The 22,698-nt window shown below is 71.1% G+C and carries 24 protein-coding genes; 7 read left to right on the forward strand and 17 right to left on the reverse strand.

Annotated elements, in window-relative coordinates; genetic code table 11:
• The first annotated feature begins 53 nt into the window (after positions 1–53).
• The 4 genes from AADR41_RS17455 (at position 54) to AADR41_RS17470 (ending at position 3,224) form a co-directional block, all read left to right on the forward strand.
• Positions 54–1,007: a metal ABC transporter substrate-binding protein gene (locus tag AADR41_RS17455; protein ID WP_342282333.1), complete on the forward strand. Its 954-nt coding sequence runs from the start codon at positions 54–56 to the stop codon at positions 1,005–1,007.
• A 38-nt stretch (positions 1,008–1,045) separates the two neighbouring features.
• The gene (locus tag AADR41_RS17460) at positions 1,046–1,828 is read left to right on the forward strand and encodes a metal ABC transporter ATP-binding protein (protein ID WP_342282334.1); all 783 of its coding nucleotides are present in this window, start codon (positions 1,046–1,048) and stop codon (positions 1,826–1,828) included.
• A 2-nt stretch (positions 1,829–1,830) separates the two neighbouring features.
• Complete coding sequence (locus tag AADR41_RS17465) at positions 1,831–2,724, forward strand: metal ABC transporter permease (RefSeq protein WP_342282335.1); 894 nt, start codon at positions 1,831–1,833, stop codon at positions 2,722–2,724.
• A gap of 65 nt (positions 2,725–2,789) precedes the next feature.
• The gene (locus AADR41_RS17470; protein ID WP_266733149.1) at positions 2,790–3,224 is read left to right on the forward strand and encodes a Fur family transcriptional regulator; all 435 of its coding nucleotides are present in this window, start codon (positions 2,790–2,792) and stop codon (positions 3,222–3,224) included.
• A 36-nt stretch (positions 3,225–3,260) separates the two neighbouring features.
• Here the strand turns inward: AADR41_RS17470 and AADR41_RS17475 are convergent, their stop codons facing one another.
• The 5 genes from AADR41_RS17475 to leuA form a co-directional block, all read right to left on the reverse strand.
• Positions 3,261–3,794, reverse strand: coding sequence for a YcxB family protein (locus tag AADR41_RS17475; protein ID WP_342282336.1), 534 nt, complete (start codon positions 3,792–3,794; stop codon positions 3,261–3,263).
• 23 nt (positions 3,795–3,817) lie between these two features.
• A complete protein-coding gene (locus tag AADR41_RS17480; RefSeq protein ID WP_259927430.1) occupies positions 3,818–4,642 on the reverse strand; it encodes an isoprenyl transferase in 825 nt (274 codons plus the stop codon).
• Positions 4,643–4,677: 35 nt separating this feature from the next.
• Positions 4,678–5,424, reverse strand: a complete 747-nt coding sequence (recO, locus tag AADR41_RS17485; RefSeq protein ID WP_342282337.1) for a DNA repair protein RecO — start codon at positions 5,422–5,424, stop codon at positions 4,678–4,680.
• 45 nt (positions 5,425–5,469) lie between these two features.
• Positions 5,470–6,147 carry a TerB family tellurite resistance protein gene (locus tag AADR41_RS17490; protein ID WP_342282338.1) on the reverse strand — a complete coding sequence of 226 codons (678 nt, stop codon included), beginning with the start codon at positions 6,145–6,147 and terminating at the stop codon, positions 5,470–5,472.
• Positions 6,148–6,387: 240 nt separating this feature from the next.
• A complete protein-coding gene (gene leuA, locus AADR41_RS17495; protein ID WP_342282339.1) occupies positions 6,388–8,175 on the reverse strand; it encodes a 2-isopropylmalate synthase in 1,788 nt (595 codons plus the stop codon).
• A gap of 295 nt (positions 8,176–8,470) precedes the next feature.
• Between leuA and AADR41_RS17500 the strand changes: the two genes are divergently transcribed.
• Both AADR41_RS17500 and AADR41_RS17505 read left to right on the forward strand, forming a co-directional pair.
• Complete coding sequence (locus AADR41_RS17500; protein WP_342282340.1) at positions 8,471–9,547, forward strand: M4 family metallopeptidase; 1,077 nt, start codon at positions 8,471–8,473, stop codon at positions 9,545–9,547.
• Between the two features lie 48 nt (positions 9,548–9,595).
• A complete protein-coding gene (locus AADR41_RS17505) occupies positions 9,596–9,862 on the forward strand; it encodes a protealysin inhibitor emfourin (protein ID WP_342282341.1) in 267 nt (88 codons plus the stop codon).
• A gap of 150 nt (positions 9,863–10,012) precedes the next feature.
• Here the strand turns inward: AADR41_RS17505 and era are convergent, their stop codons facing one another.
• From era to AADR41_RS17550, 9 genes are all read right to left on the reverse strand, one after another.
• The gene (gene era / locus AADR41_RS17510; RefSeq protein ID WP_124717787.1) at positions 10,013–10,987 is read right to left on the reverse strand and encodes a GTPase Era; all 975 of its coding nucleotides are present in this window, start codon (positions 10,985–10,987) and stop codon (positions 10,013–10,015) included.
• Positions 10,988–11,049: 62 nt separating this feature from the next.
• Positions 11,050–11,994 (reverse strand): WxL protein peptidoglycan domain-containing protein, encoded by a 945-nt coding sequence (locus AADR41_RS17515; RefSeq protein WP_342282342.1) that lies wholly within the window; start codon positions 11,992–11,994, stop codon positions 11,050–11,052.
• Between the two features lie 83 nt (positions 11,995–12,077).
• Positions 12,078–13,433 (reverse strand): beta-xylosidase, encoded by a 1,356-nt coding sequence (locus AADR41_RS17520; RefSeq protein ID WP_342282352.1) that lies wholly within the window; start codon positions 13,431–13,433, stop codon positions 12,078–12,080.
• A 214-nt stretch (positions 13,434–13,647) separates the two neighbouring features.
• Positions 13,648–14,001, reverse strand: a complete 354-nt coding sequence (locus tag AADR41_RS17525; RefSeq protein ID WP_342282343.1) for a cytidine deaminase — start codon at positions 13,999–14,001, stop codon at positions 13,648–13,650.
• Positions 14,002–14,042: 41 nt separating this feature from the next.
• The gene (locus AADR41_RS17530; protein ID WP_342282344.1) at positions 14,043–14,396 is read right to left on the reverse strand and encodes an MmcQ/YjbR family DNA-binding protein; all 354 of its coding nucleotides are present in this window, start codon (positions 14,394–14,396) and stop codon (positions 14,043–14,045) included.
• A complete protein-coding gene (locus AADR41_RS17535) occupies positions 14,393–15,685 on the reverse strand; it encodes a hemolysin family protein (RefSeq protein ID WP_342282345.1) in 1,293 nt (430 codons plus the stop codon). The genes AADR41_RS17530 and AADR41_RS17535 overlap by 4 nt, the downstream gene beginning before the upstream one ends.
• Positions 15,682–16,179: an rRNA maturation RNase YbeY gene (gene ybeY / locus AADR41_RS17540; RefSeq protein ID WP_124717782.1), complete on the reverse strand. Its 498-nt coding sequence runs from the start codon at positions 16,177–16,179 to the stop codon at positions 15,682–15,684. The genes AADR41_RS17535 and ybeY overlap by 4 nt, the downstream gene beginning before the upstream one ends.
• A 9-nt stretch (positions 16,180–16,188) precedes the next feature.
• Positions 16,189–17,220, reverse strand: coding sequence for a PhoH family protein (locus tag AADR41_RS17545; protein WP_342282346.1), 1,032 nt, complete (start codon positions 17,218–17,220; stop codon positions 16,189–16,191).
• A 146-nt stretch (positions 17,221–17,366) separates the two neighbouring features.
• Entirely contained in the window at positions 17,367–18,473 is a 1,107-nt protein-coding gene (locus AADR41_RS17550) for a carbohydrate kinase family protein (RefSeq protein ID WP_342282353.1), read from the reverse strand.
• 369 nt (positions 18,474–18,842) lie between these two features.
• On the opposite strand from AADR41_RS17550, the gene AADR41_RS17555 reads away from it, so the two are divergent.
• Positions 18,843–20,198 carry an MFS transporter gene (locus AADR41_RS17555; protein ID WP_342282347.1) on the forward strand — a complete coding sequence of 452 codons (1,356 nt, stop codon included), beginning with the start codon at positions 18,843–18,845 and terminating at the stop codon, positions 20,196–20,198.
• Here AADR41_RS17555 and AADR41_RS17560 read toward each other — a convergent pair.
• The 3 genes from AADR41_RS17560 to AADR41_RS17570 are packed head-to-tail and all read right to left on the reverse strand — an operon-like array spanning position 20,162 to position 22,486.
• Positions 20,162–21,154: an adenosine deaminase gene (locus AADR41_RS17560; protein WP_342282348.1), complete on the reverse strand. Its 993-nt coding sequence runs from the start codon at positions 21,152–21,154 to the stop codon at positions 20,162–20,164. The genes AADR41_RS17555 and AADR41_RS17560 overlap by 37 nt on opposite strands.
• 48 nt (positions 21,155–21,202) lie before the next feature.
• Complete coding sequence (locus tag AADR41_RS17565; RefSeq protein ID WP_342282349.1) at positions 21,203–22,111, reverse strand: ribonuclease Z; 909 nt, start codon at positions 22,109–22,111, stop codon at positions 21,203–21,205.
• A gap of 15 nt (positions 22,112–22,126) precedes the next feature.
• Complete coding sequence (locus AADR41_RS17570) at positions 22,127–22,486, reverse strand: histidine triad nucleotide-binding protein (RefSeq protein WP_124717777.1); 360 nt, start codon at positions 22,484–22,486, stop codon at positions 22,127–22,129.
• Positions 22,487–22,698: the final 212 nt, after the last annotated feature.

A 22,698-nucleotide genomic window follows, 5' to 3' on the forward strand; every position in this document is an offset into this window, starting at 1 on the left:
CATCTCATAAGCCTTGTTGACAATCGTTTCCAGTTTTGTTGAAAATGACTGTCATGAACGTCAGCCGCCTCATACCTACCGCCGCGGTCGCCGGAGCAGTCGCCCTCGGCCTCACCGCGCTCACCGCCTGCTCCTCCTCGGACACCGCGGACCACAAGAACGGCGACAAGCTGGACGTGGTGGCCTCGTTCTATCCGATGCAGTTCCTGGCCGAGCAGATAGGCGGGGAACACGTCTCCGTCACCACGCTGACCAAGCCGGGCGTCGAGCCGCACGACCTGGAGCTCAGCCCGCGGCAGATCGGCGGGCTCACCGACGCCGACTACATCCTGTACCTCAAGGGCATCCAGCCCGCCGTGGACGACGCCATCGGGCAGTCCGGCGCGAAGGACGCCGTCGACGCCGCGAAGCTCACCACGCTGGAGGACCACGGCACCGAGGCCGGCGGCGAGGAGCACGGCCACGAGCACCACGGCGACGAGGCCGGCGCCGACCCCCACATCTGGCTGGACCCGGTGAAGTACGCCGAGGTCGCCAAGGGCGTGGGCGCCTCCCTGGAGAAGTCCGACCCCGGCCACGCCGCGGACTACCGGAAGAACACGGCCGCGCTGGTCGGCAAGCTCGACGCGCTGGACAAGGCGTACGCGGACGGCCTGAAGAACACCGCCACCAAGACGTTCATCACCACCCACTCCGCCTTCGGGTACCTCGCCGAGCGCTACGGCCTCACCCAGGAGGGCATCGCCGGGGTCGACCCCGAGGCCGAGCCCAGCCCGGCCCGGATCAGCGAGATCCACACCATCGCCGAGAAGGACCGGGCCACCACCGTGTTCTTCGAGACGCTCGCCAGCGACAGGACGGCGAAGACGCTCGCCAAGGACACCGGCCTGAAGACCGACGTCCTGGACCCGCTCGAAGGCATCACGCCCAAGTCCAAGGGCGCCGACTACATCGAGGTCATGCGGTCCAATCTCGCCGCCCTGCAGAAGGCGCTCGGCGCGAAGTGACTCTCGTACCCCCCGCCACAGCAGCATCGGAGGCGCACATGCCCGAGACCGGGAGCACCACGACCGACCCCGTGATAACCGTGCGGGGCGCCACCGCCACCCTCGGCGCGCGTCCGGTGCTGCGCGGCATCGACCTGACCGTCCACCGCGGCGAGGTCGCCGCCCTGCTCGGCGCCAACGGCTCCGGCAAGTCGACCGCCGTACGTTCCGTCATCGGCCAGGTCCCGCTCACCGGCGGCTCCGTCGAGCTGTTCGGCACCCCGCTGCGCCGCTTCCGCTCCTGGGCGCGGATCGGCTACGTGCCCCAGCGCACCACGGCGGCCGGCGGCGTCCCCGCCACGATCCGCGAGGTCGTCACCTCCGGACGGCTGTCCCGTACGAGGCTGGGCCTGCTCCGCAGGGCCGACCGGGCCGCCGTCGACCGGGCCATCGAGCTCGTCGGCCTCGCCGACCGCGCCGGGGACTCGGTGAACGCCCTCTCCGGCGGGCAGCACCAGCGGGTGCTGATCGCCCGCGCGCTGGCCGCCGAACCCGAGCTGCTGATCATGGACGAGCCGATGGCCGGCGTCGACCTGGCCAGCCAGGAGATCCTCGCCGCGACCCTGCGCGAGCAGGTCGCGGCCGGCACCACGGTGCTGCTCGTGCTGCACGAGCTCGGCCCGCTGGAGCCGCTGATCGACCGCGCGATCGTGCTGCGCGACGGCTGTGTGATGCACGACGGGCCGCCCCCGAAGGCCCTGGGCCAGCACGCGCTGCCCGGACACGACCACGTACACCCCCACGCGGCCTCCGAGCCCGTCCGGACGGGACTGCTGAGCTGACCATGGAATTCCTCGACCCTCCCTTCATGCAGCGGGCCCTGCTCGCCGCCGTGCTCGTCGGCGTCATCGCGCCCTCCGTCGGCATCTACCTCGTCCAGCGCCGCCAGGCCCTGATGGGCGACGGCATCGGCCACATCGCGATGACCGGTGTCGGCCTCGGCTTCCTGCTCTCCACCAGCCCGGTCTGGATGGCCACGGCGGTGGCCGTCGCCGGTGCCGTCGTGATGGAACTGATCCGCTGGTACGGACGCACCCGCGGCGACATCGCGCTGGCCATGCTGTTCTACGGCGGCATGGCGGGCGGTGTGCTGCTGATCAACCTCTCCGACACCGGGTCCAACGCCAACCTCACCTCGTACCTCTTCGGCTCCCTGTCCACGGTCTCCTCCGAGGACATCACCTCGATCTGCGTGCTGGCCGCCTTCGTGCTGCTGGTGGCGCTGGGGCTGCGCCGCCAGCTGTTCGCGGTCAGCCAGGACGAGGAGTTCGCCCGGGTCACCGGGCTGCCGGTACGCGCGCTGAACCTGCTGGTCGCCGTGACGGCGGCGGTGACCGTCACCGTCGCGATGCGGGTCGTCGGGCTGCTGCTGGTCAGCGCCCTGATGGTGGTCCCGGTCGCGGCCGCGCAGCAGATCTCCCGGTCCTTCAAGGTGACGTTCGTGCTGTCGGTCGCCATCGGTACCGCGGTGACCCTGGCCGGCACCGTCACCTCGTACTACCAGGACGTCCCGCCCGGCGCGACGATCGTGCTGCTGGCCATCGGGGTCTTCGTCGCCCTGACGCTGCTGGCGGCCCCGCTGGCCAGAAGCCGCGCCCGCCGGAGCGAAGCGGCGTCCGAGGAGTGCACCCTGGAAGTACCGGCCACCCGTCCGGCCCCGGACGAGCTCCGGATCTGACCGTGACGCCCGGACGGGCTGGCACAATGGCCCGACACAAGTACGGGCGACACGAGGAGGCTGCTGTGGCGACGGCGCCGATCAGTGGAACGAACGCGGCTCCGGTACGCGGCCGGTCGACCCGGCAGCGGGCGGCGGTGGCGGCGGCGCTCGACGAGGTGGACGAGTTCCGCAGCGCCCAGGAGCTGCACGACGTGCTCAAACACCGCGGCGACTCGGTCGGGCTCACCACCGTCTACCGCACCCTCCAGTCCCTGGCCGACGCCGGGGAGGTCGACGTGCTGCGCACCACGGACGGCGAGTCCGTGTACCGCCGCTGCTCGACCGGAGACCACCATCACCACCTGGTGTGCCGGATGTGCGGCAAGGCCGTGGAGGTCGAGGGGCCCGCGGTGGAGCAGTGGGCGGAGACGATCGCCGCCCAGCACGGGTATGTGAACGTCGCCCATACGGTGGAGATCTTCGGCACCTGCGCGGAGTGCGCGGCCGCGAAGAAGTGACGGTGCGGGGCCGGCGTCCCCGGCCCCGAGCCCGTCTCAGAGCCTCTGCACGTTGCGGTCGAGCACGCTCCGCAGCCGGTCGAGGTCTTCCGGCCCGCGCAGGCCGCGCTTGGGCAGCATGGTGATCCCGGTGGCCTGCTTGTCGCCGCTGAACAGCACGAAGAGCTGCGGAGTCTCCCGGTAGCGGGGCACCATCGGCCAGTGGACGGTCATGGTGCTGTGGTCCGTGGCCACTTCTATGCCGGTCTCGCGCACCACCGTGCGGCAGCTGCCCTGGCGCACGGCGAACCGGTACAGCTGCCGGCCCTGGAGCCAGGGCGTCAGGACCACGGCCAGCATCACGAAGACGAGCCCCACCCAGACCGGCGCCCCCGGGCCACGCCGGCCGCTCGCGATCGTGATGCCCATCAGCACGGCCAGCGCCGGCATCAGAATCAGCAGCTTGCGCTGCATACGGCCACTTCTGCTGATCTTCGCGCGGGCGTTCAGCGCCTCCGCGAAATCGGCCGTGGTCGGCTGGTACTCCAGCTCGACCACGGCCCCTTCCGGTTCCCGCCCCTGAGTTGTCATGGGGCGGAATCGTAACGGCAGGGTCAGACGGCCGGCTCCGCGGTACCCGCCTCCACCGCACCGCCGAAGCGACGGTCCCGCTGGGCGAATTCCAGACAGGCCCGCCACAGGTCACGGCGGTCGAAGTCCGGCCAGAGCACGTCCTGGAAGACCATCTCGGCGTAGGCGCTCTGCCAGATCAGGTAGTTGGACGTGCGCTGCTCGCCGCTGGGGCGGACGAAGAGGTCCACGTCCGGCATGTCCGGGTAGTAGATGTACTTCGCGAAGGTCTTCTCGTTGACCTTGGACGGGTCGAGCTTCCCGGCCGCGACGTCCTGGGCGATCCGCTGCGCCGCGTCCGCGATCTCGGCCCGGCCGCCGTAGTTGACGCAGAAGTACAGCGTCATCCTGTCGTTGTCCTTGGTCTGCTCCTGGGCGACCTGGAGCTCCTGGACGACGGACTTCCACAGCTTGGGCATGCGGCCGACCCAGCGGATGCGGATGCCCAGTTCGTCCATCTCGTCGCGGCGGCGGCGGATCACGTCCCGGTTGAAGTTCATCAGGAACTTCACCTCCTCCGGGGACCGCTTCCAGTTCTCGGTGGAGAACGCGTACAGCGAGAGGTTCTTCACGCCCATCTCGATGCAGCCCTTGAGCACGTCCATGACGACGCCCTCGCCGACCTTGTGGCCCTCGGTGCGCGGGAGGCCGCGTTCCTTGGCCCAGCGGCCGTTGCCGTCCATCACGACGGCCACGTGCTTGGGCACCAGCTCGCCGGGGATCTTCGGGGGCGTGGCACCGGAGGGGTGCGGCTCCGGGGTCTTGTAGTCGCGCCGGTTACGGCCGCCGAGCATCCCGCGTACTGCCATGAACTGTCTCGCTCCCTGTGCCTGATCTGCCTGTGTCACTTCTCTACGTACCGCAGTGAGCGCAGCCCGCGCTCCAGATGCCAGTGCAGATAGGCGGACACCAGTCCGCTCCCCTCCCTGACATGACGCGCCTCGCACGCGTCCGCCGTCTCCCAGTCGCCGCTGAGCAGTGCGCTCAGCAGTGTGACGGCCTCAGCCGAGGGTACGACGCTGCCGGGCACCCGGCAGTCGCCGCATATGACGCCCCCCGCCGAGACCGAGAAGAACCGGTTCGGTCCGGACATTCCGCACTTGGCGCAGTCCTCGAAGCTGGGTGCGTAGCCGTTGACGGCCAGCGAGCGCAGCAGGAACGCGTCGAGGATGAGATGCGGCTCGTGTTCGCCGCGGGCGAGGGTGCGCAGCCCGCCGACGAGCAGCAGGTACTGCTGGACCGCGGGCTCGCCCTCGTGGTCGGTGAACCGCTCGGCGGTCTCCAGCATCGCGGTGCCCGCGGTGTAGCGGGCGTAGTCGGTGACGATGCCGCCACCGTAGGGGGCGATCGTCTCGCTCTGGGTGCAGAGCGGCAGCCCGCGGCCGATCAGCTCGCTGCCCCGGGCGAAGAACTGCACGTCGACGTGGGAGAAGGGCTCCAGCCGGGCCCCGAACTTGGACTTCGTGCGGCGCACCCCGCGCGCGACGGCGCGCACCCGGCCGTGGCCGCGGGTCAGGATCGTGATGATCCGGTCGGCCTCGCCCAGCTTCTGCGTGCGCAGCACCACGCCGTCGTCCCGGAACAAGCTCATGCGTCCATTGTCCGGTACGGGGAGGGCGGCCGGGGCCGGGGCGGGTCAGGAGGGCGTGCGCGCCGCCTCGGCGAGCAGCCGGGCGGTGTCCTGGGCGCAGAGCTGGAGCGCGCCGCCGACCGTGGTCAGCACCTCGCGCTCCGCCTGCCCGTACGGTCCGTCGGCGAGGGCGATCCGGGCGCCCTGGAGCAGAATCGATTCGCGTCCGGCGGGGGCGAGGTGCGGGCCGAGGGGTTCCAGCGCCTCGTGCAGTTCGATGGCGAGGGCCGCTCCGCACGCATCGGCCGCGGGGTCGAAGGCGGAGCCCTGGCCGGTGTCGGCGGCGAGGACCTCGACGACGGTGCAGAGCTGTTCCTCGGTGCAGTCGTCGAACCCGGCGCCGCGCACGATGGTGGCCGCGGTCTCCAGTACGGTGCGGGAGGTGGTGCCGCCGGCCGCGAGGACGCCGAGCGCGACGGTGTGGACGCCGTCCCGGAGCATGGCGGAGAGCCGGGTGGTGGTGGGGTGGTCGAGCGCGTCGGTGCCGAAGTGCTCGTGGCAGGCGGCGCATTCGACGACCGGGCCGACGGTGCCGCGCCGCAGCATCGGCACGCCGAGCACCGCGAAGCGCCGACGGCCGGTGAGCCTGCGGTAGTTGCGGTCGCCGCCGCAGCCGGGGCAGAAGAACTCGCCGTCGCCGACGGGGTCCCAGACGGTGCGGATGCCGCAGATACGCAGCTTCATGGCGCGTTGTCCCATGCCTGACCGCACGTCGCACACCTCCGTAACTCCCCCGTAGCCCTAAAAGCACGGGAGGTGCCCCCTCCGGCAACATTGCCGTGTGGACGTGATGTTAACCACAGTCGTGATGTGGCGTCAGTACCTCGCCCGTCACAACCGCCCGGAGATGGCCGAACCCCGCCCCCCGGAAGCGGGTGGACGGGGTTCCCGGCCGTGCGGCGGAACGCCCTCGCGGGCGCCGGATCAGCGGGTGGCGCGGTTGACCGCGGAGACGACCGCCTTCAGCGAGGCCCGGGTGGTGTTGGCGTCGATGCCGATGCCCCACAGGACCTTTCCGTCGATCGCGCACTCGATGTACGAGGCGGCCTGGGCGCTGGCACCCTCGCTCATGGTGTGCTCGGTGTAGTCCAGCAGCCGGGCGTCGATGCCGATGGCCTGCAGCGCTTCGAAGAACGCGGAGATCGGTCCGTTGCCGGTACCGGTCAGCACGGTGTCCGCGCCGTCCACGGTCGCCTCGACGGTGATCGTGTCCTTGCCGTCGGAGCCGGTGGTGGTCTGGCCGGTGCGGATCTGCACGCGGCCCCAGGCGTTCTCCGGGCTGGGCAGGTACTCGTCGCGGAACGTGGACCAGATCTGCGCCGGCGTGACCTCGCCGCCCTCGGCATCCGTCTTGGCCTGAATGATCCGGGAGAATTCGATCTGCATCCGGCGCGGCAGGTCCAGTTTGTGGTCGTTCTTCAGGACGTAGGCGATTCCGCCCTTGCCGGACTGCGAGTTGACCCGGATGACGGCCTCGTAGCTGCGGCCGACGTCCTTCGGGTCGATCGGCAGGTACGGCACCGCCCACTCGATGTCGTCGACCGTCTTTCCCCGGGCGGCCGCGTCGGCCTCCATGGCGTCGAAGCCCTTCTTGATGGCGTCCTGATGGGAGCCGGAGAAGGCGGTGTAGACCAGGTCGCCCGCGTAGGGGTGGCGCGGGTGGACCTCCATCTGGTTGCAGTACTCGCTGGTGCGGCGGATCTCGTCGATCTGCGAGAAGTCGATCTGCGGGTCGACGCCCTGCGAGAACAGGTTCATGCCCAGGGTGACCAGGTCGACGTTGCCGGTGCGCTCGCCCTGGCCGAACAGGCAGCCCTCGACCCGGTCCGCGCCGGCCATGACGGCCAGTTCGGCGGCGGCGACGGCGGTGCCGCGGTCGTTGTGCGGGTGGACCGACAGGCAGATGAACTCGCGGCGCGACAGGTTGCGCGACATCCACTCGAACCGGTCCGCGTGCGTGGACGGCGTCGAACGCTCCACGGTCGCGGGCAGGTTGAGGATGATCTCGCGCCCCTCCTCGGGCTGCCAGACGTCACAGACCGCCTCGCAGACCTCCAGGGCGAAGTCCAGCTCGGTGTCGGTGAAGATCTCGGGGCTGTACTGGTAGCCGAAGGTCGTCTCCGGGCCCAGCAGCTTCTCCGCGTACTCCATGACCAGCCGGGTGCCGTCCACGGCGATCTGCTTGATGTCGTCCTTGGAGCCGCGGAAGACGACCCGGCGGAAGGTGGGCGCCGTCGCGTTGTACAGGTGCACGGTGGCGCGGCGGGCGCCGACGACGGACTCGACGGTCCGCTCGATCAGGTCCTCGCGGGCCTGTGTCAGGACGGAGATCGTCACGTCCTCGGGGATCGCGCCCTCTTCGATGATGGAGCGGACGAACGCGAAGTCGGTCTCGCCGGAGGACGGGAAGCCGACCTCGATCTCCTTGTAGCCCATGCGTACGAGCAGATCGAACATCTCGCGCTTGCGGGCCGGCGACATCGGGTCGATCAGGGCCTGGTTGCCGTCGCGCAGGTCGGTGGAGAGCCAGCGGGGCGCGACCGTGATCCGGTTGTCCGGCCAGGTGCGGTCGGGGATCTCGACGGCCTCGTAGCCGCCGTACTTGTGGATCGGCATCCCGGACGGCTTCTGCAGCCGAGTCGCGTTGGTGATCGGCGTCGGGCGGCCGACAGCGGCTTCGGCGGAGGACTGAGCGGGATTTGCGGCGGTCATGGCGTACGGCTCCTCGGGGTCCAACCAGGTGGGACGGCCGACTGTGTCGCTGCAACACCAGACTCCGCGGGGAGGGGGTCGGCCTACGACTACAGGCCCTCGCCGCGGCAGCTAAGAAGAAGCAGCCCGAAACGCATGATGCGACGAGACTAACCGAGAGGCGCCCGATGCGTCGGTCCCGTATCAGTATGCGGGACCGGGCGCCGGAAACGCCCAACCGTGATCGATCACTCCATTTCGTCAATCCTGATCGCAACCAGTGACATAGCGGTTACCTGCTGCCACAGTCGGCTGCATGCACCCTCAGTCTCAGCACGGGTTCCAGCCCGTCTTCTGCACGATCGTGCCGCCTCATGTCCTCGACAAGCTGTCGCAGTCCGACAACCCCGATCTCGCCGGGCCCTCCCGTCGCACCCTGGAGGGCGACGCCGCCCGCCGCACCCGCCGCCAGATGGCCACGGTCGTCACCGTGCCCGTCGCCCCCGCGTCCGACGGGGAGGTGTCCGACAAGCCCGAGCGCGTCCTGTACGACTGCCGCAACGGCACACAGCTGCCCGGCACCAAGGTCCGCGCCGAGGGCCAGGATCCGACGAAGGACGCGAGCGTGAACCGCGCGTACGCGGGCCTCGGCGCCACCTTCGAACTGCTGCTCAAGGCGTACGGCCGCCGTTCGATCGACGGCAACGGACTGCCGCTGATCGGTTCCGTGCACTACGACGAGAAGTACAACAACGCCTTCTTCGACGGCGAGCAGATGGTCTTCGGCGACGGGGACGGCGAGATCTTCCTGGACTTCACCGTCGCCATCGACGTGATCGGCCACGAGCTGACCCACGGCCTGACCCAGTACACCGCCAATCTGAGCTACTACGGCCAGTCCGGCGCGCTCAACGAATCCATGTCCGACGTCTTCGGCTCCCTGGTCAAGCAGTACTCGCTGGGCCAGAGCGCCGACCAGGCGGACTGGCTGATCGGCGCCGGACTGCTCGCACCCCGCGTCCAGGGCGTCGCGCTGCGCTCGATGAAGGCGCCGGGCACGGCGTACGACGACGACGTGCTGGGCAAGGACCCGCAGCCGGCCTCGATGGAGGACTACGTCCACACCGGCGAGGACAACGGCGGGGTGCACCTCAACTCGGGCATTCCGAACCGCGCGTTCTATCTGCTGGCGACGGCGCTCGGCGGCAATGCGTGGGAGCGGGCCGGTCAGCTCTGGTTCGATGTGCTCACAGGTGGTCAACTGGCCGTGGACGCGGACTTCGCGGACTTCGCCCGGCTGACGGTCGCCGCCGCCCGCAGCCGCTTCGGCGAGGGCGACGAGGCCGAGGCCGTCCTGAAGGCGTGGTCGGAGGTGGGCGTTCCGACCGCATGACGCGGTTCCGGCCCCTTGCCCGGCCCGCCCGGCGTTGGAGGACACCACATGCGGATCCAGGTCAGCAGGACCGGCGGCTTCGCCGGCATCGCACGCCGCCGCGAGGTCGACACCGCCGGGCTGGCCGACGCGCCGGAGTGGGAGGCGCTGGCCGAGACGGCGCTCGCGGCGGGCCACGACACCCCGCCCCGCGGTGTGCCGGACGGCTTCCGGTACGCGATCACGGTCGGCGACCGGACGGTCCACTGCGCGGACCCGAGGCTGACCGACGCCCAGCGGGCACTGATCTCACGCGTCCTGAAGGAGGGCGCGTGAGACCGGTCTCCCGGTGGCCCGGCTCGGAAGCCGGGCTTGCGCAGCCGTTTCGGGCCCACCCCCGCGGCCGCCCTCGCACCCCACGGCCCCGGAGGGCCACAGCGGCTTCGGGCAACTGCGCCGCCCTCCGGCCGCCGGACCGGGCCGGACTCAGAAGCCGAGCTTGCGCAGCTGCTTCGGGTCGCGCTGCCAGTCCTTCGCGACCTTCACATGGAGGTCCAGGAAGACCGGAGTGCCGAGCAGCGCCTCGATGTGCTTGCGGGACTTGGTGCCGACGTCCTTCAGCCGCTTGCCCTTCGGGCCGATGATGATGCCCTTCTGGCTCGGGCGCTCGATGTAGACGTTGGCGTGGATGTCGAGCAGCGGCTTGTCCGCCGGGCGGCCCTCGCGCGGCAGCATCTCCTCGACGACGACCGCGATGGAGTGCGGCAGCTCGTCCCGTACGCCTTCGAGCGCGGCCTCGCGGATCAGTTCCGCGACCATGACCATCTCGGGCTCGTCGGTGAGGTCGCCCTCCGGGTAGAGCGGCGGGCTCTCGGGGAGCAGCGGGGCGATCAGGTCGCCGAGCAGACCGACCTGGGTGTCCTTGACCGCGGAGACCGGGATGATCTCGGCCCACTCGAAGCCGAGCTCCTCGCCGAGGCGGGAGACGGCCAGCAGCTGTTCGGCGAGCTGCTTGGAGTCGACCAGGTCGGTCTTGGTGATGATGGCGATCTTCGGGGTCTTCTTGATGCCCGCGAGTTCCTTGACAATGTACTTGTCGCCGGGGCCGAGCTTCTGGTCGGCCGGCAGGCAGAAGCCGATGACGTCGACCTCGGCCCAGGTGGTCCGTACGACGTCGTTGAGACGCTCGCCCAGCAGCGTGCGCGGCTTGTGGAGACCGGGCGTGTCGACCAGGATCAGCTGCGCGTCGTCACGGTGCACGATGCCGCGCACGGTGTGCCGGGTGGTCTGCGGCCGGTTGGAGGTGATCGCCACCTTCTGGCCGACCAGAGCGTTCGTGAGGGTGGACTTGCCCGCGTTGGGGCGGCCCACGAAGCAGGCGAAACCGGCCCGGTGGGGGGCTTTGCCCGCGGCCTGCTGCGCGGCGGCATCTGTGTCAGGTCGAACGCTCATGGCGCCCATTGTCCCCGATCCCGGCGGCCCCGCCGCACCAAGGGCCGCGGCGGGGCCTGTCGGATGTCGTCTCAGGCGGTGCGGGTGCGGCCCCGGCGGGCCCGTATCCACATCCCCGTGCCCCCGCCGACGATCACCAGCAGGATCCCGGCGACCAGCCAGGGCAGCGCGAAGTACGAGGCGGTGGCGGACTCCCGGGTCTCGCGGGCGCTCGCGGTCAGCCGGATCTCGCCCCATTCCAGCTGGGGCGCGCCGGCCCACTGCTCGGTCAGCCGGACCTGCTGGCGGGGCAGCAGTTCGGAGGGGATCTTCTTCAGGTCGCGGGCGAGCAGGGTTCGGCCGAAGAGGCCCTCGGCCTTGAGGGCGACCTTGGGGCTGAGGGTGACATTGCCCCGGTTGTGGAGCGTGTACGAGATCACGGCCCGGCTCTTCCCGGTGCCGGGGACCAGGGGCTGGCTGTGCTCGACCCGGACGTCGTCCACGGAGAGGGCGGGCATGGTCGGACCGTTGACCCGCAGATAGATCCGGGCGCCGACCGCCTTCTGGATGCCGACGGCGACGGCACCGGCGTCGGCGGGGTCGATGCGCTCGTCCAGTGCGACGAGCGCGCCAGGGTGGTCGCCCGGTTCGGCGTTCTCGGGCACGGCGATGGTGACCGGGACGGTGACCGAGCCGTGCGGCTCGACGGTGACCCGGTCGCGGCCGGTCCTCGCCCAGGCACCGACCGAGCTCTGCTTCTCGTCGCGGGTGCGGACGGCGAAGCCGCCGTCGCGGGCGGTGTTGTAGGCGTCGGCGGCGTACAGCCGGAAGGTCTGCGGCCGGTCCGTCCTGTTGGTGACGGTGACCTTGTCGTGGAGCGTGGCGCCGGGGTCGGCCGAGAGGTAGAAGTACGGGCGCTGGCCGGCCCGTGCGGTGGCCGGGAAGACCGACCAGCTGCCGTTGTCCGCGGCGTCGGCCGCGGGCGCGCCGATCAGCAGGAGGACGCCGGCCAGGAGCAGTACACGGATGTGGCGCACGGTTCAAAACCCCCGGGTGGTGGTCGGGACGGACGGTCCGGGCGGGTGCGCGCCCGGACCGCCGGTTGCTCGGGAGCGCTCGGTCACGTGAGGGTGAGGGTGAGCACGCCGGAGTACGCGCCGGGGGCGGTGTACGCCGGTACGTTCAGCGCGAGCCGGGCGTCGACGGTGAACTCGCCGCCGGTGAAGGTCCCGTTCGGTGTGGACGCCAGGGTGGCGCCCGCGCTGCCGACCGGTCCCGCGGAACCCGCCGCGCAGGTGCTCGGGCTGCCGGGCTTCGTCGCGCAGACCGGGGTCCAGGAGAGTGCGGACGCGCCGATCGTCGCGCCGCCGGGGCCCTGGAAGTCGGTGACCTTTCCGGTCAGGGACCAGCCCGCGGGGCCGCCGCGGAAGTCCTCGACCGTCACCGTCTGCAGGGAGCCGCGGGAGGCGCCGCCCCGGCCGAAGTCGACCGCCGACATCTCGACGGTGTCCCCGGCCTGGAGCATGGCGAGCGTGCCCGCCTGGACGGAGGTGTTGAGCCGCTGGCTGCCGTCCGGGATCTCGCCGCCGCCACCGGTGACGGTGTAGGCCTGCGGGCCCGCGCCCTTGGCCGGGTCCCAGGCGCCGCCCTCGTAGGCGACGATGCCGGTGGTCGCCGGGTCGTTGACGGTGAGCCGGCCGCTGAAGCCGCCGGAGCCGTCCGCCTTCACGGTGGCCGTGTCGGCGGTCGGGCTGTCACCGGCCCGGCCGGCGAGGGTGATGTCCGCGCCCGGGGCGAACTTCGACCCGGTGACGGCGACCTCGTCGCCCGCCTTGCCGGACGCGGCCCCGAGCCGGATGGCGCGCTCGTTGACCTGGCCGCCGTCGTCCGTCGCGATGATCGTCTCGGAGACGGGGGCGGGCGGGTCGGTCACCGTGCAGGGGGTATCCAGCTCCATGATGTAGCTGGTGTGGATGTTGTAGTCGCCGGGCGACAGGGTGATCGAGCCGGGCGCCGTGACCGTGAAGGTGCCGGTCATCGAGAACGACGGGAAGGTGCCCTTGCCGGGCACCGGGTCGTTCTTCTTCGGGCCCGCGACGGTGACGCTCGCGCTCTGCGCACCGCCGACGGTGACCTTGCCGGTCGGCGTCATGATGTCGGCGGGCAGTGCCAGATCGACCGGGTTGCTCGCGGCCGCTTCGACGACGGTGTACGTCACGGTGACCGTGTCGCCCACCTTCGGGGCGGCGTTGTCGACGGTGATCGAGGCCTTCGTCGTCCCGTCGATCGGCGGGATGCCGGCGATGGCCGGCGGGATGCAGTGGGTGGGGAAGTCCACCGGCACCGAGGCGGTGACCATGGCCTGCGCGGGGCCCGCGAGCACCCCTCCCCCGGCCACGACGAGCGCGCCCACGCCCAGCGCGGCGGCCCAGCGGCGGCGGTGTCCGGGCCGCCCCCGGGCGCCGGATCTTCGCATGCTGATTCTTCGGTCGGTCGGACGCATGGAGCCCCCTCCTGCGGATGCGGCGCAGCGGCTCTCCGCGCCGACGGGGGCCCATTGACGGCTCCGGCCGAAAAGAAGTCAATGGCAGCGAAACGCGCCGACTGATGGTCCATCAGATGCTGTCAAGATCCCTGTGCCGGAGGGATCTCGACCGCGTCCGTCACCAGCCGCCCGGCCGCATCCGCCGTCAGCCGGCCGTCACGCTGATCCGCAGGGTGCCGTCGGGCCCGGCGAGCAGGACGGGGGTGTCCGGGCCGCCCAGGTCCCGTACCGCGGCACGGTCCTCGTCCGACGGGGTCTGCGCCTCGGAGACGACTGCGGCCGCCTCCAGCGAGGTGGCTCCGCTGGCCACGGCCATCGCCACGGCGGTCTGCAGCGCGCTGAGCTTCAGCGACTCCAGCCGGACGGTGCCGGCGACATAGGTACGTCCGGTCTCGTCCCGTACGGCCGCGCCCTCCGGCACACCGTTGCGGGCGCGGGCGCTGCGCGCCAGCGTGACGATCTTGCGGTCCTCGGCGCCGAGGTCGGTGCTCTCAGTCATGTGCCGAGCATACGAACCGGGCGCACGGGCACGCGCACCGCCTACGGCCGGTCGAGCCTGAGCCGTTGCGCCTTCGGCAGTCCCGCCACCACCAGGTCGTAGGAGTCCTCGATCAGCTCGCGGAGCACCCGGTCCGGCACCCCGGACACCGTCACCGTGTTCCAGTGCCGTTTGTTCATGTGCCAGCCCGGCACCACCGCGTCGTACTTCTCCCGCAGCCGCACCGCCTCGTCCGGATCGCACTTCAGGTTCACCGTCAGCGGCCGGGCGTCCAGCGTGCTGAGCGCGAACATCTTGCCGAGCACTTTGAAGACCAAGATCTCGGGGCTGAACGGGAACTCCTCGGCGCTCGCGTTGAACTCCAGGCAGAACGCCCTGAGCTGCTGCGGGGTCATCCCTCGTCCTCCCCCTGGTCCGGCACCGGCTCCACCAGCACCGTGACGATCTTGTTGCGGCGGCCCGCCGGGGACTCCGCGGTCAGCCGCAGCCGACGGCCGTCGGGCAGGTCGACGACGGCCGAGGCCCCGGCGATCGGCACCCGCCCCAGCGCCTTGGCCAGCAGTCCGCCGACGGTCTCCACGTCCTCGTCGTCGTACTCGTCGAGGCCGAACAGCTCCCCGAGGTCGCCGATGTCAAGGCGCGCGGTCACCCGGAAGCAGTCGTTCCCCAGCTCCTGGACGGGCGGGAGTTCGCGGTCGTACTCGTCGGTGATCTCGCCGACGATCTCTTCGAGGATGTCCTCGATGGTGACGATGCCCGCCGTGCCTCCGTACTCGTCGATCACGACGGCGACGTGGCTGCGTTCCTGCTGCATCTCGCGCAGCAGGTCACCGGCGTTCTTGGTGTCGGGCACGAAGGACGCCGGCCGCATCGCGGTGGAGACCAGGTCGGCCTCCGACTCGCGGTTGATGTGGGTCTTGCGGACCAGGTCCTTGAGATACACGATGCCGACGATGTCGTCCTCGTTCTCCCCGGTGACCGGGATCCGCGAGAAGCCGGAGCGCAGCGCCAGGGTCAGCGCCTGCCGGATCGTCTTGTAGCGCTCGATGCAGACCAGGTCCGTGCGCGGCACCATGACTTCGCGCACCAGCGTGTCACCGAGCTCGAAGACGGAGTGCACCATGCGGCGCTCCTCGTCCTCGATCAGCGACTCCGCCTCGGCGAGGTCGACCATCGCGCGCAGTTCGGCCTCGCTGGCGAACGGGCCCTTGCGGAACCCCTTGCCCGGGGTCAGCGCGTTGCCGATGAGGATGAGCAGTTGCGGGATCGGGCCCATGACCCTGGCCAGCGGCAGCAGGACGTACGCCGCGGCGGTGGCGGTGTTCAGCGGGTGCTGACGGCCGATGGTGCGCGGCGAGACGCCGATGGCGACGTAGGAGACGAGGACCATCACGCCCATGGCGACGGCCAGCGCCTCCCAGGTCTCCGGGAGCTCCTTCAGACAGGCGTACGTGACGAGCACGGCCGCCGACATCTCACAGGCGACCCGGACCAGCAGGGCGACGTTGAGATAACGGGTCGGGTCCGCCGCGACCTGTTCCAGCTTCCCGCTGCCGCGCCGACCGGAGCGGACCGCCTCGGCGGCCCGGAAGCTGGAGACCCGGGCGATGCCCGCCTCCGCGCAGGCCGCCAGCCAGCCGACCACGACCAGCAGAACGGCCCCGAGGACGAGAGGAACGCTCACGAGACGGTGGGGGCGGGCGACGGCCCGGTCAGGCCGTGCTCGGCGCGCCAGCCGTCGACGATCGCGGCCTGGAGGCCGAACATCTCGGCCTTCTCGTCCGGCTCCTCGTGGTCGTACCCGAGGAGGTGCAGCACTCCGTGGACCGTGAGGAGCTGGAGCTCCTCGTCCATGGAGTGCCCGGTCTCCGCGTCCTCGCCCTGCTTCTTGGCGACCTCCGGGCAGAGCACGATGTCACCGAGGAGCCCCTGCGGGGGCTCCTCGTCGTCCTTGGCCGGCGGACGCAGCTCGTCCATCGGGAAGGACATGACATCGGTCGGGCCCGGGAGGTCCATCCACTGGATGTGGAGCTGTTCCATGGCGTCGGTGTCCACCACGATCACCGAGAGCTCGGAGAGCGGGTGGATCCTCATCCGCGCGAGCGCGTAGCGGGCGATGTCGAGGATCGCCTGCTCGTCGACCTCGGTTCCGGACTCGTTGTTGACGTCGATCGACATGGTGCGCTGCTACTGCTTCCGTTGGTGGCTGTCTCGGTTGTCGTACTTCTCGTACGCGTCGACGATACGGCCGACGAGCTTGTGCCGGACGACATCCTGGGAGGTGAGCCGGGAGAAGTGCACGTCCTCGACGCCGTCCAGGATCTCCTGGACCTGGCGCAGACCGCTCTTGGTGCCGTTGGGCAGGTCTACCTGGGTGACGTCACCGGTGATGACGATCTTCGAGTCGAAGCCGAGCCGGGTCAGGAACATCTTCATCTGTTCGGCGCTGGTGTTCTGCGCCTCGTCGAGGATGATGAAGGCGTCGTTGAGGGTCCGGCCGCGCATGTACGCCAGCGGCGCCACCTCGATCGTGCCCGCCGCCATCAGCCGCGGGATCGAGTCGGGGTCGAGCATGTCGTGCAGCGCGTCGTAGAGCGGGCGCAGGTACGGGTCGATCTTCTCGTAGAGCGTGCCGGGCAGGAAGCCGAGCCGCTCGCCCGCCTCGACGGCGGGACGGGTCAGGATGATCCGGTTGACCTGCTTGGACTGCAGGGCCTGGACCGCCTTCGCCATGGCGAGATAGGTCTTGCCGGTACCGGCGGGGCCGATGCCGAACACGATCGTGTGCTTGTCGATCGCGTCGACGTACCGCTTCTGGTTGAGCGTCTTGGGGCGGATCGTGCGACCGCGGCTGGAGAGGATGTTCTGGGTGAGCACCTCGGCCGGCGTCTCCTCGCCGTCCCCCTCGCCGTTCTCAGTCGCCCTGAGCATGGCGATCGAGCGTTCCACTGCGTCCTCCGTCATCGGCTGACCGGTGCGGAGCACCAGCATCATCTCGTCGAACAGGCGCTGGATCAGCGCGACTTCCGTCGCGTCACCGGCGGCGCTGACCTCGTTTCCCCGGACGTGGATGTCGGCCGCCGGGAAGGCCGTCTCGATCACGCGCAACAAGGCGTCGCCGGAGCCCAGAACGGTCACCATCGGATGGTTGGCGGGGACGGTGAAATGGGCTCGCGCCTGCCTCGGCGCAGGGGACTGGGCTGTGGGTGTCTGAGTCATGGGCCGGCTCTGTGGCCTGCACATTCCTCCCGTTGCAAGGTTCTCGCCGATCGACAACCTCTCGGATTACCAAGCCTACGACTCCGCACCGGCAACACCGAGGGCTTTTTCGTACAGGCTCGCGAAGGGGCGGGCGTGTCCGCCGGTCAGGAGGGGTGGCGGAATCCGATCGTGGGGACCGCCCGGCGCAGCGGCCAGGGCCGGGCGGCGGCGGGCAGCAGCTCGTCCAGGAAGGCGTACCGCTGGAGCGCGGCCGGGTCCTGGTCGGCGAAGGTGCGGATCTGCTGCCACCAGGCGCCGATCTCCGCCCAGCCGGGCGCCGAGAGCGATCCGCCGAACTCCTGGACGGAGAGGGCCGCGGTCAGCCCGGCGAAGGCCAGCCGGTCGGCCAGCGGCCAGTCCGCCAGGGTTCCGGTGACGAAACCGGCGACGAAGACGTCGCCCGCGCCGGTGGGGTCGAGCGCCTCGACCTCGATCGCGGGCACCTCGGCGCTCGCCCCGGTCGCCGAGTCCACCGCGTAGGCGCCCTCCGCGCCGAGGGTGACCACGGCGAGCGGCACGCGCTCGGCCAGGGCGTGGGCGGCGGCGCGCGGGCAGTCGGTGCGGGTGTAGCGCATCGCCTCCTCGGCGTTGGGCAGGAAGGCCTGGCAGTGCTCCAGGTCGGTGAGGGCGTCCAGGTCCCAGCGGCCGGTGTCGTCCCAGCCGACGTCGGCGAAGATCCGGGCACCGTTGCGGGCCGCGGTGGCGACCCAGGACTCGCTGCGGCCGGGGGCGAGCGAGGCGACGGCGGCACGGGCGCGGGGCGGACAGCACGGGAACGCGGGTTCCCCGGCGGGGACCGCGGGGCCGGGGGCCTCGTGGCCGTGCGAGACCATCGTCCGCTCGCCCTCGTACGCCATCGAGACGGTCACCGGCGAGTGCCAGCCGGGGACGGTGTGCGACATGGACAGGTCGATGCCCTCGCCCTGTTCGAGGGCGTCCCAGCAGTACTCCCCGTAGTGGTCGTCGCCGAACGCGGCGGCCAGCGAGGTGTGCAGCCCCAGTCTCGCCAGGGCGGTCGCCATGTTGGCGACCCCGCCGGGACTGGAGCCCATGCCGCGCGCCCAGGACTCGGTGCCGCGCACCGGGGCGCTGTCCAGGCCGGTGAAGATGATGTCGAGGAAGACCGTGCCGGTGAGGAAGACGTCGCAGTCCGGGTCCTGCGGGGCGCGCAGCCCGTCCAGTGGGTCGATACCTGGAATGTCCGCTGGAATGTCCGTGCTCACCTTGCACTCCCGGTCGTGGCAGATCTGGCCAGTGTGCCCGATGCGCCGCCGTAACCGGAGGGTGCGCGCCGTCGGCCGCGAAGGGCTCGTCCCGGCGCCTCATATGCGGGCTCCCACCTGCATAAACATGCGCTGCTACCCGGGCTCCCGGAAGGTAAACACATATGTGATCCAGATCACACTGGGGCGGCTTTCGGTCGACTGGCCGCAGTTGATACAAATTGGCCCGCGAGCCCAGTCGGTGACAGTTACCGAAGAGTGGCCCGAATTCCCCGCATTTCCAGCTTTGCCCCCCTTCTTCTCGCATTGCCCTCCCCTGCCTTCTCTGCCGCCTCAGGCATGTCCTCAGGAACGCCCATGTCCTCGCGCCCTCGCGCCGCGTGGCCCCTGGTCGCCGTGTTCACCGCCGGTTACCTCGCCGCCTATCTGCTCCCCACCATCGTCGGGCGGCTCTCCGTCTATCTGGGCCTCAGTACGGCGCAGGCCGGCCTGGTCGGCAGTGCCCTGCTGGTGAGTTCGGCGACCGCCGGGTTCGCGCTGGCGGGCCGGGTCGAGACCTGTGGTCCGCGCCGACCGGCCCGGATCGGGCTGGTGCTGGCCGCGGTGGGGTACGGCTGCGCCGCGCTGGCCGGGTCGGTGCCGCTGGTGGTCATGGGCGCGGTGCTCGGCGGCTTCGGCTCCGGCACGGCGACCGCGGTGGCCGCCGCGGGCATCGCCGCCCAGCGCGATCCGCACCGCACCTCGTCCCTCGGGCTGCTCAGCGTCTCCGCGACGGCGGGCGCCCTGTATCTGTCGATCCCGCACCTCGGCGGCGGCCACCGGCTGCCGTTCGCCTCGATCGCCGTGGTCGCCCTGCTCGTCTGGCCCGCCACGGCGCGGCTCGGCGGTGCCACACCGGCCGGTCCGGCCGCCCCGGTCGCCGGCCGGCTGCCGCACCGCCGCTCCGGGCTGGTGCTCGCGGGCGGCATGCTCGTCTGGTCGATGGCGCAGAACGCGCTGTGGGGCGTCAGCAGCCGGATCGGGGTGGACCGGGTCGGGCTCTCCGAGGTCACCATCGGCGCGGTGTTCGCCGCCGCGCTCGGTGCGGGTCTGCTCGGAGTGATGGGCGCCGGGGTGCTGGGCGCCAGGCTCGGCCGGGCGGTACCGATCGGCCTGGGCACCGTGATCATCGCGGCGAGCATCGTGCTGAGCTCGTCGGCCGGGAACCTCGGCCAGTTCGCGACCGGCGAGATCCTCTGGAACACGGTCTACCCCGTGGTCCTGTCGTACCTGATCGGCCTGGCCGCCTCCCTGGACGTACGCGGCCGCTGGGCGGTCCTCGCGGGCTCCGCCTCGTCCGTCGGGGTGGCCTGCGGACCGGTCCTCGGCAGCGTGCTCTCCGAGCAGGCCGGCTACCCGGTCATGGGCCTGGTCCTGGGCGCCGTGACGCTGCTGGTGGCGGCCCCGGTCACGGCCGTCGCCCTGCACACCGGTGGCCGTCCGCTGGTGCCGGGATCGGTGCGCCGCAGGGGCGGCGCCCCGGCCGCGCTGCTCGCCGTCACCACCGGCGCGGTGCCCGGCGCCGTGCCCAGGCTGGGCGCGCCCGAGCAGGCCGTCACGGAGATCAGCCTGCCGGTGCGCCGCAGGCGCCCGGTCAGGACCGCGTTCCGGACGGCCGGCCCGGCGGGTGGGGCCGGTCAGTCGAACGCGTACGCCTCGACCTCGGAGAGATAGCGCGCCCTGCGCTCCTCGTCGTGGTCGAGGAAGGCAGCCTCGAAGGAGTTGCGGGCCAGGGTGCGCAGCCGCTCCCGGTCCAGGGCGAGCGCCTCGTGGACGGCGTGGAAGGTGTCCCCGACGTATCCGCCGAAGTAGGCGGGGTCGTCGGAGTTCACCGTGCAGAGCAGCCCGGCGTCCATCATGGCCCGCAGCGGGTGCTCCTCCAGGGTGTCGATGGCGCGCAGCCGTACGTTGGACAGCGGGCAGAGGGTGAGCGGCACCCGGTCCGCGACCAGCCGCTCCACCAGCTCCGGGTCCTCCATGCAGCGCAGTCCGTGGTCGATGCGCTCGACCCCGAGAACGTCCAGCGCCTCCCGGATGTACTCGGGCGGGCCCTCCTCGCCGGCGTGGGCGACCTTGCGCAGGCCGAGCGCCCCGGCCGCCTCGTACACCTCGCGGAACTTGACGGGCGGGTGGCCGACCTCCGCGGAGTCCAGGCCGACCGCGCTGATCCGGTGCAGATACGGCTTCGCCGCCTCCAGGGTCTCCAGCGCGGACTCGGCGGACTCGTCGCGCAGGAAGCACATGATCAGCTGGGTGGAGACACCGTGCTTCTCCTCGCTGCGGTCCAGCGCCCGGCCGAGCCCCTCGACGACGGTGCCGATCGGGACACCGCGGGCGGTGTGCGCCTGCGGGTCGAAGAAGATCTCCGCGTGCCGGACGCCCTGCGCCGCGGCGCGGGCGAGGTAGGCATCGGCGAGCTCCTCGAAGTCCTGCTCGGTCCGCAGCACCGCCATCAGCGCGTAGTACAGGTCCAGGAAGCTCTGCAGGTCGTCGAAGAGGTAGGCGGTGCGCAGCTCCTCGGTGTCCGCGTAGGGCAGCTGGACGCCGTTGCGCGCGGCGAGCGCGAAGGCCAGCTCGGGTTCGAGGGTGCCTTCGATGTGCAGGTGGAGTTCGGCTTTGGGAAGGGGCACGGGTATTTCACGCTCACAGACGGTGGTGCTGATGTGGTGCTGATGTGTTCAGAGGTGCCGGGTGGGCACGGCGATACGGCTGAGGTCCTGGGCGACGGTCAGTTCGCCCTCGAAGCCCGCCGCACGGGCCTGGGTCTCGAAGGCGGCCGGGTCGTCGTAGCGCTGCGAGAAGTGCGTCAGCACGAGGTGCCGTACTCCCGCGTCCCGGGCCGCCCGGGCCGCCTGTCCGGCGGTCAGATGGCCGTGGTCGGTGGCGAGCCGTTCGTCCTCGTCGAGGAAGGTCGACTCGATGACCAGCAGGTCGCAGCCGTCGGCGAGCACCTGCACGCCGTCGCAGAGCCTCGTGTCCATGATGAACGCGAACCGCTGGCCGCGCCTGATCTCGGAGACCTCGTCCAGCGTGACGCCGCCGATGGCTCCCTCGCGCCGGATCCGGCCGACGTCGGGCCCCTTGATGCCGTGCTCGGCCAGTTTCGCGGGCAGCATGCGACGCCCGTCGGGTTCGACGAGCCGGTAGCCGTACGACTCGACGGGGTGCGAGAGCCGGTGGGTGCTGAGCGTGTACGCGTCGGTGGTGGCGAGCACCCCGTCGGCGGCGACCGGTGCCTCGGCCAGCTCGACGGACTCGCGGTAGGCGGTGGCGTAGCGCAGCCGCTCGAAGAAGCGCTGCCCGCTCGCCGGGTAGTGCGCGGTGACCGGGTGCGGGACCTGGTCGAGGTTGATCCGCTGGATCACCCCGGCCAGGCCGAGCGAGTGGTCGCCGTGGAAGTGCGTGACGCAGATCCGGTCGATGTCGTGCGCGGCGACACCGGCCCGCAGCATCTGGCGCTGGGTGCCCTCACCGGGGTCGAAGAGGATGCCCTCGCCGTCCCAGCGCAGCAGGTAGCCGTTGTGGTTGCGGTGCCTGGTCGGGACCTGGCTGGCGGTGCCGAGGACCACGAGTTCGCGTACGGACACGGTGTGCGGACCGCTCTAGCCGGGGGGCCACTGAAGTCCGCGGCCGCCCAGGACGTGGGCGTGCGCGTGGAAAACGGTCTGGCCGGCACCGGCGCCGGTGTTGAAGACGACCCGGTAGCCGGTGTCCACGATCTTCTCGTCGGCGGCCACCTGCCCGGCCTCACGCAGTATGTCGGCGGCGATGCCGGGCTCGGCGGCGGCGAGCGCGGCGGCGTCCGGGTGGTGGACGCGCGGGATGACGAGTACGTGGGTGGGGGCCTGCGGGTTGATGTCCCGGAAGGCCACGGTGGTCTCGGTCTCGCGGACGATGGTTGCCGGGATCTCACCCGAGACGATCTTGCAGAACAGGCAGTCGGGCTGCGGTTCTCCTGCCATGGGGTGGCTCCTCGGTAGCTGGTGACGGTGGTGGTGGATCGTTGTACGGCATGCTATCGGGCCGTCCGCGGGGGGCGTTGTCCCCTGCCGCCCTTCCCGGGCACCTGGCGATCAGCCCCTCCCGGAACCTGGAACCCAGCCCCTCCGGCGTTCGAGGAGCTGGGGTCCGGGGGCGGAGCCCCCGATCACGGGAAGGGGCGGCAGGGGGCAAC

It is taken from the genome of Streptomyces sp. CLV115, from assembly GCF_038448545.1.
GTDB classification, from domain to species: domain Bacteria; phylum Actinomycetota; class Actinomycetes; order Streptomycetales; family Streptomycetaceae; genus Streptomyces; species Streptomyces sanglieri.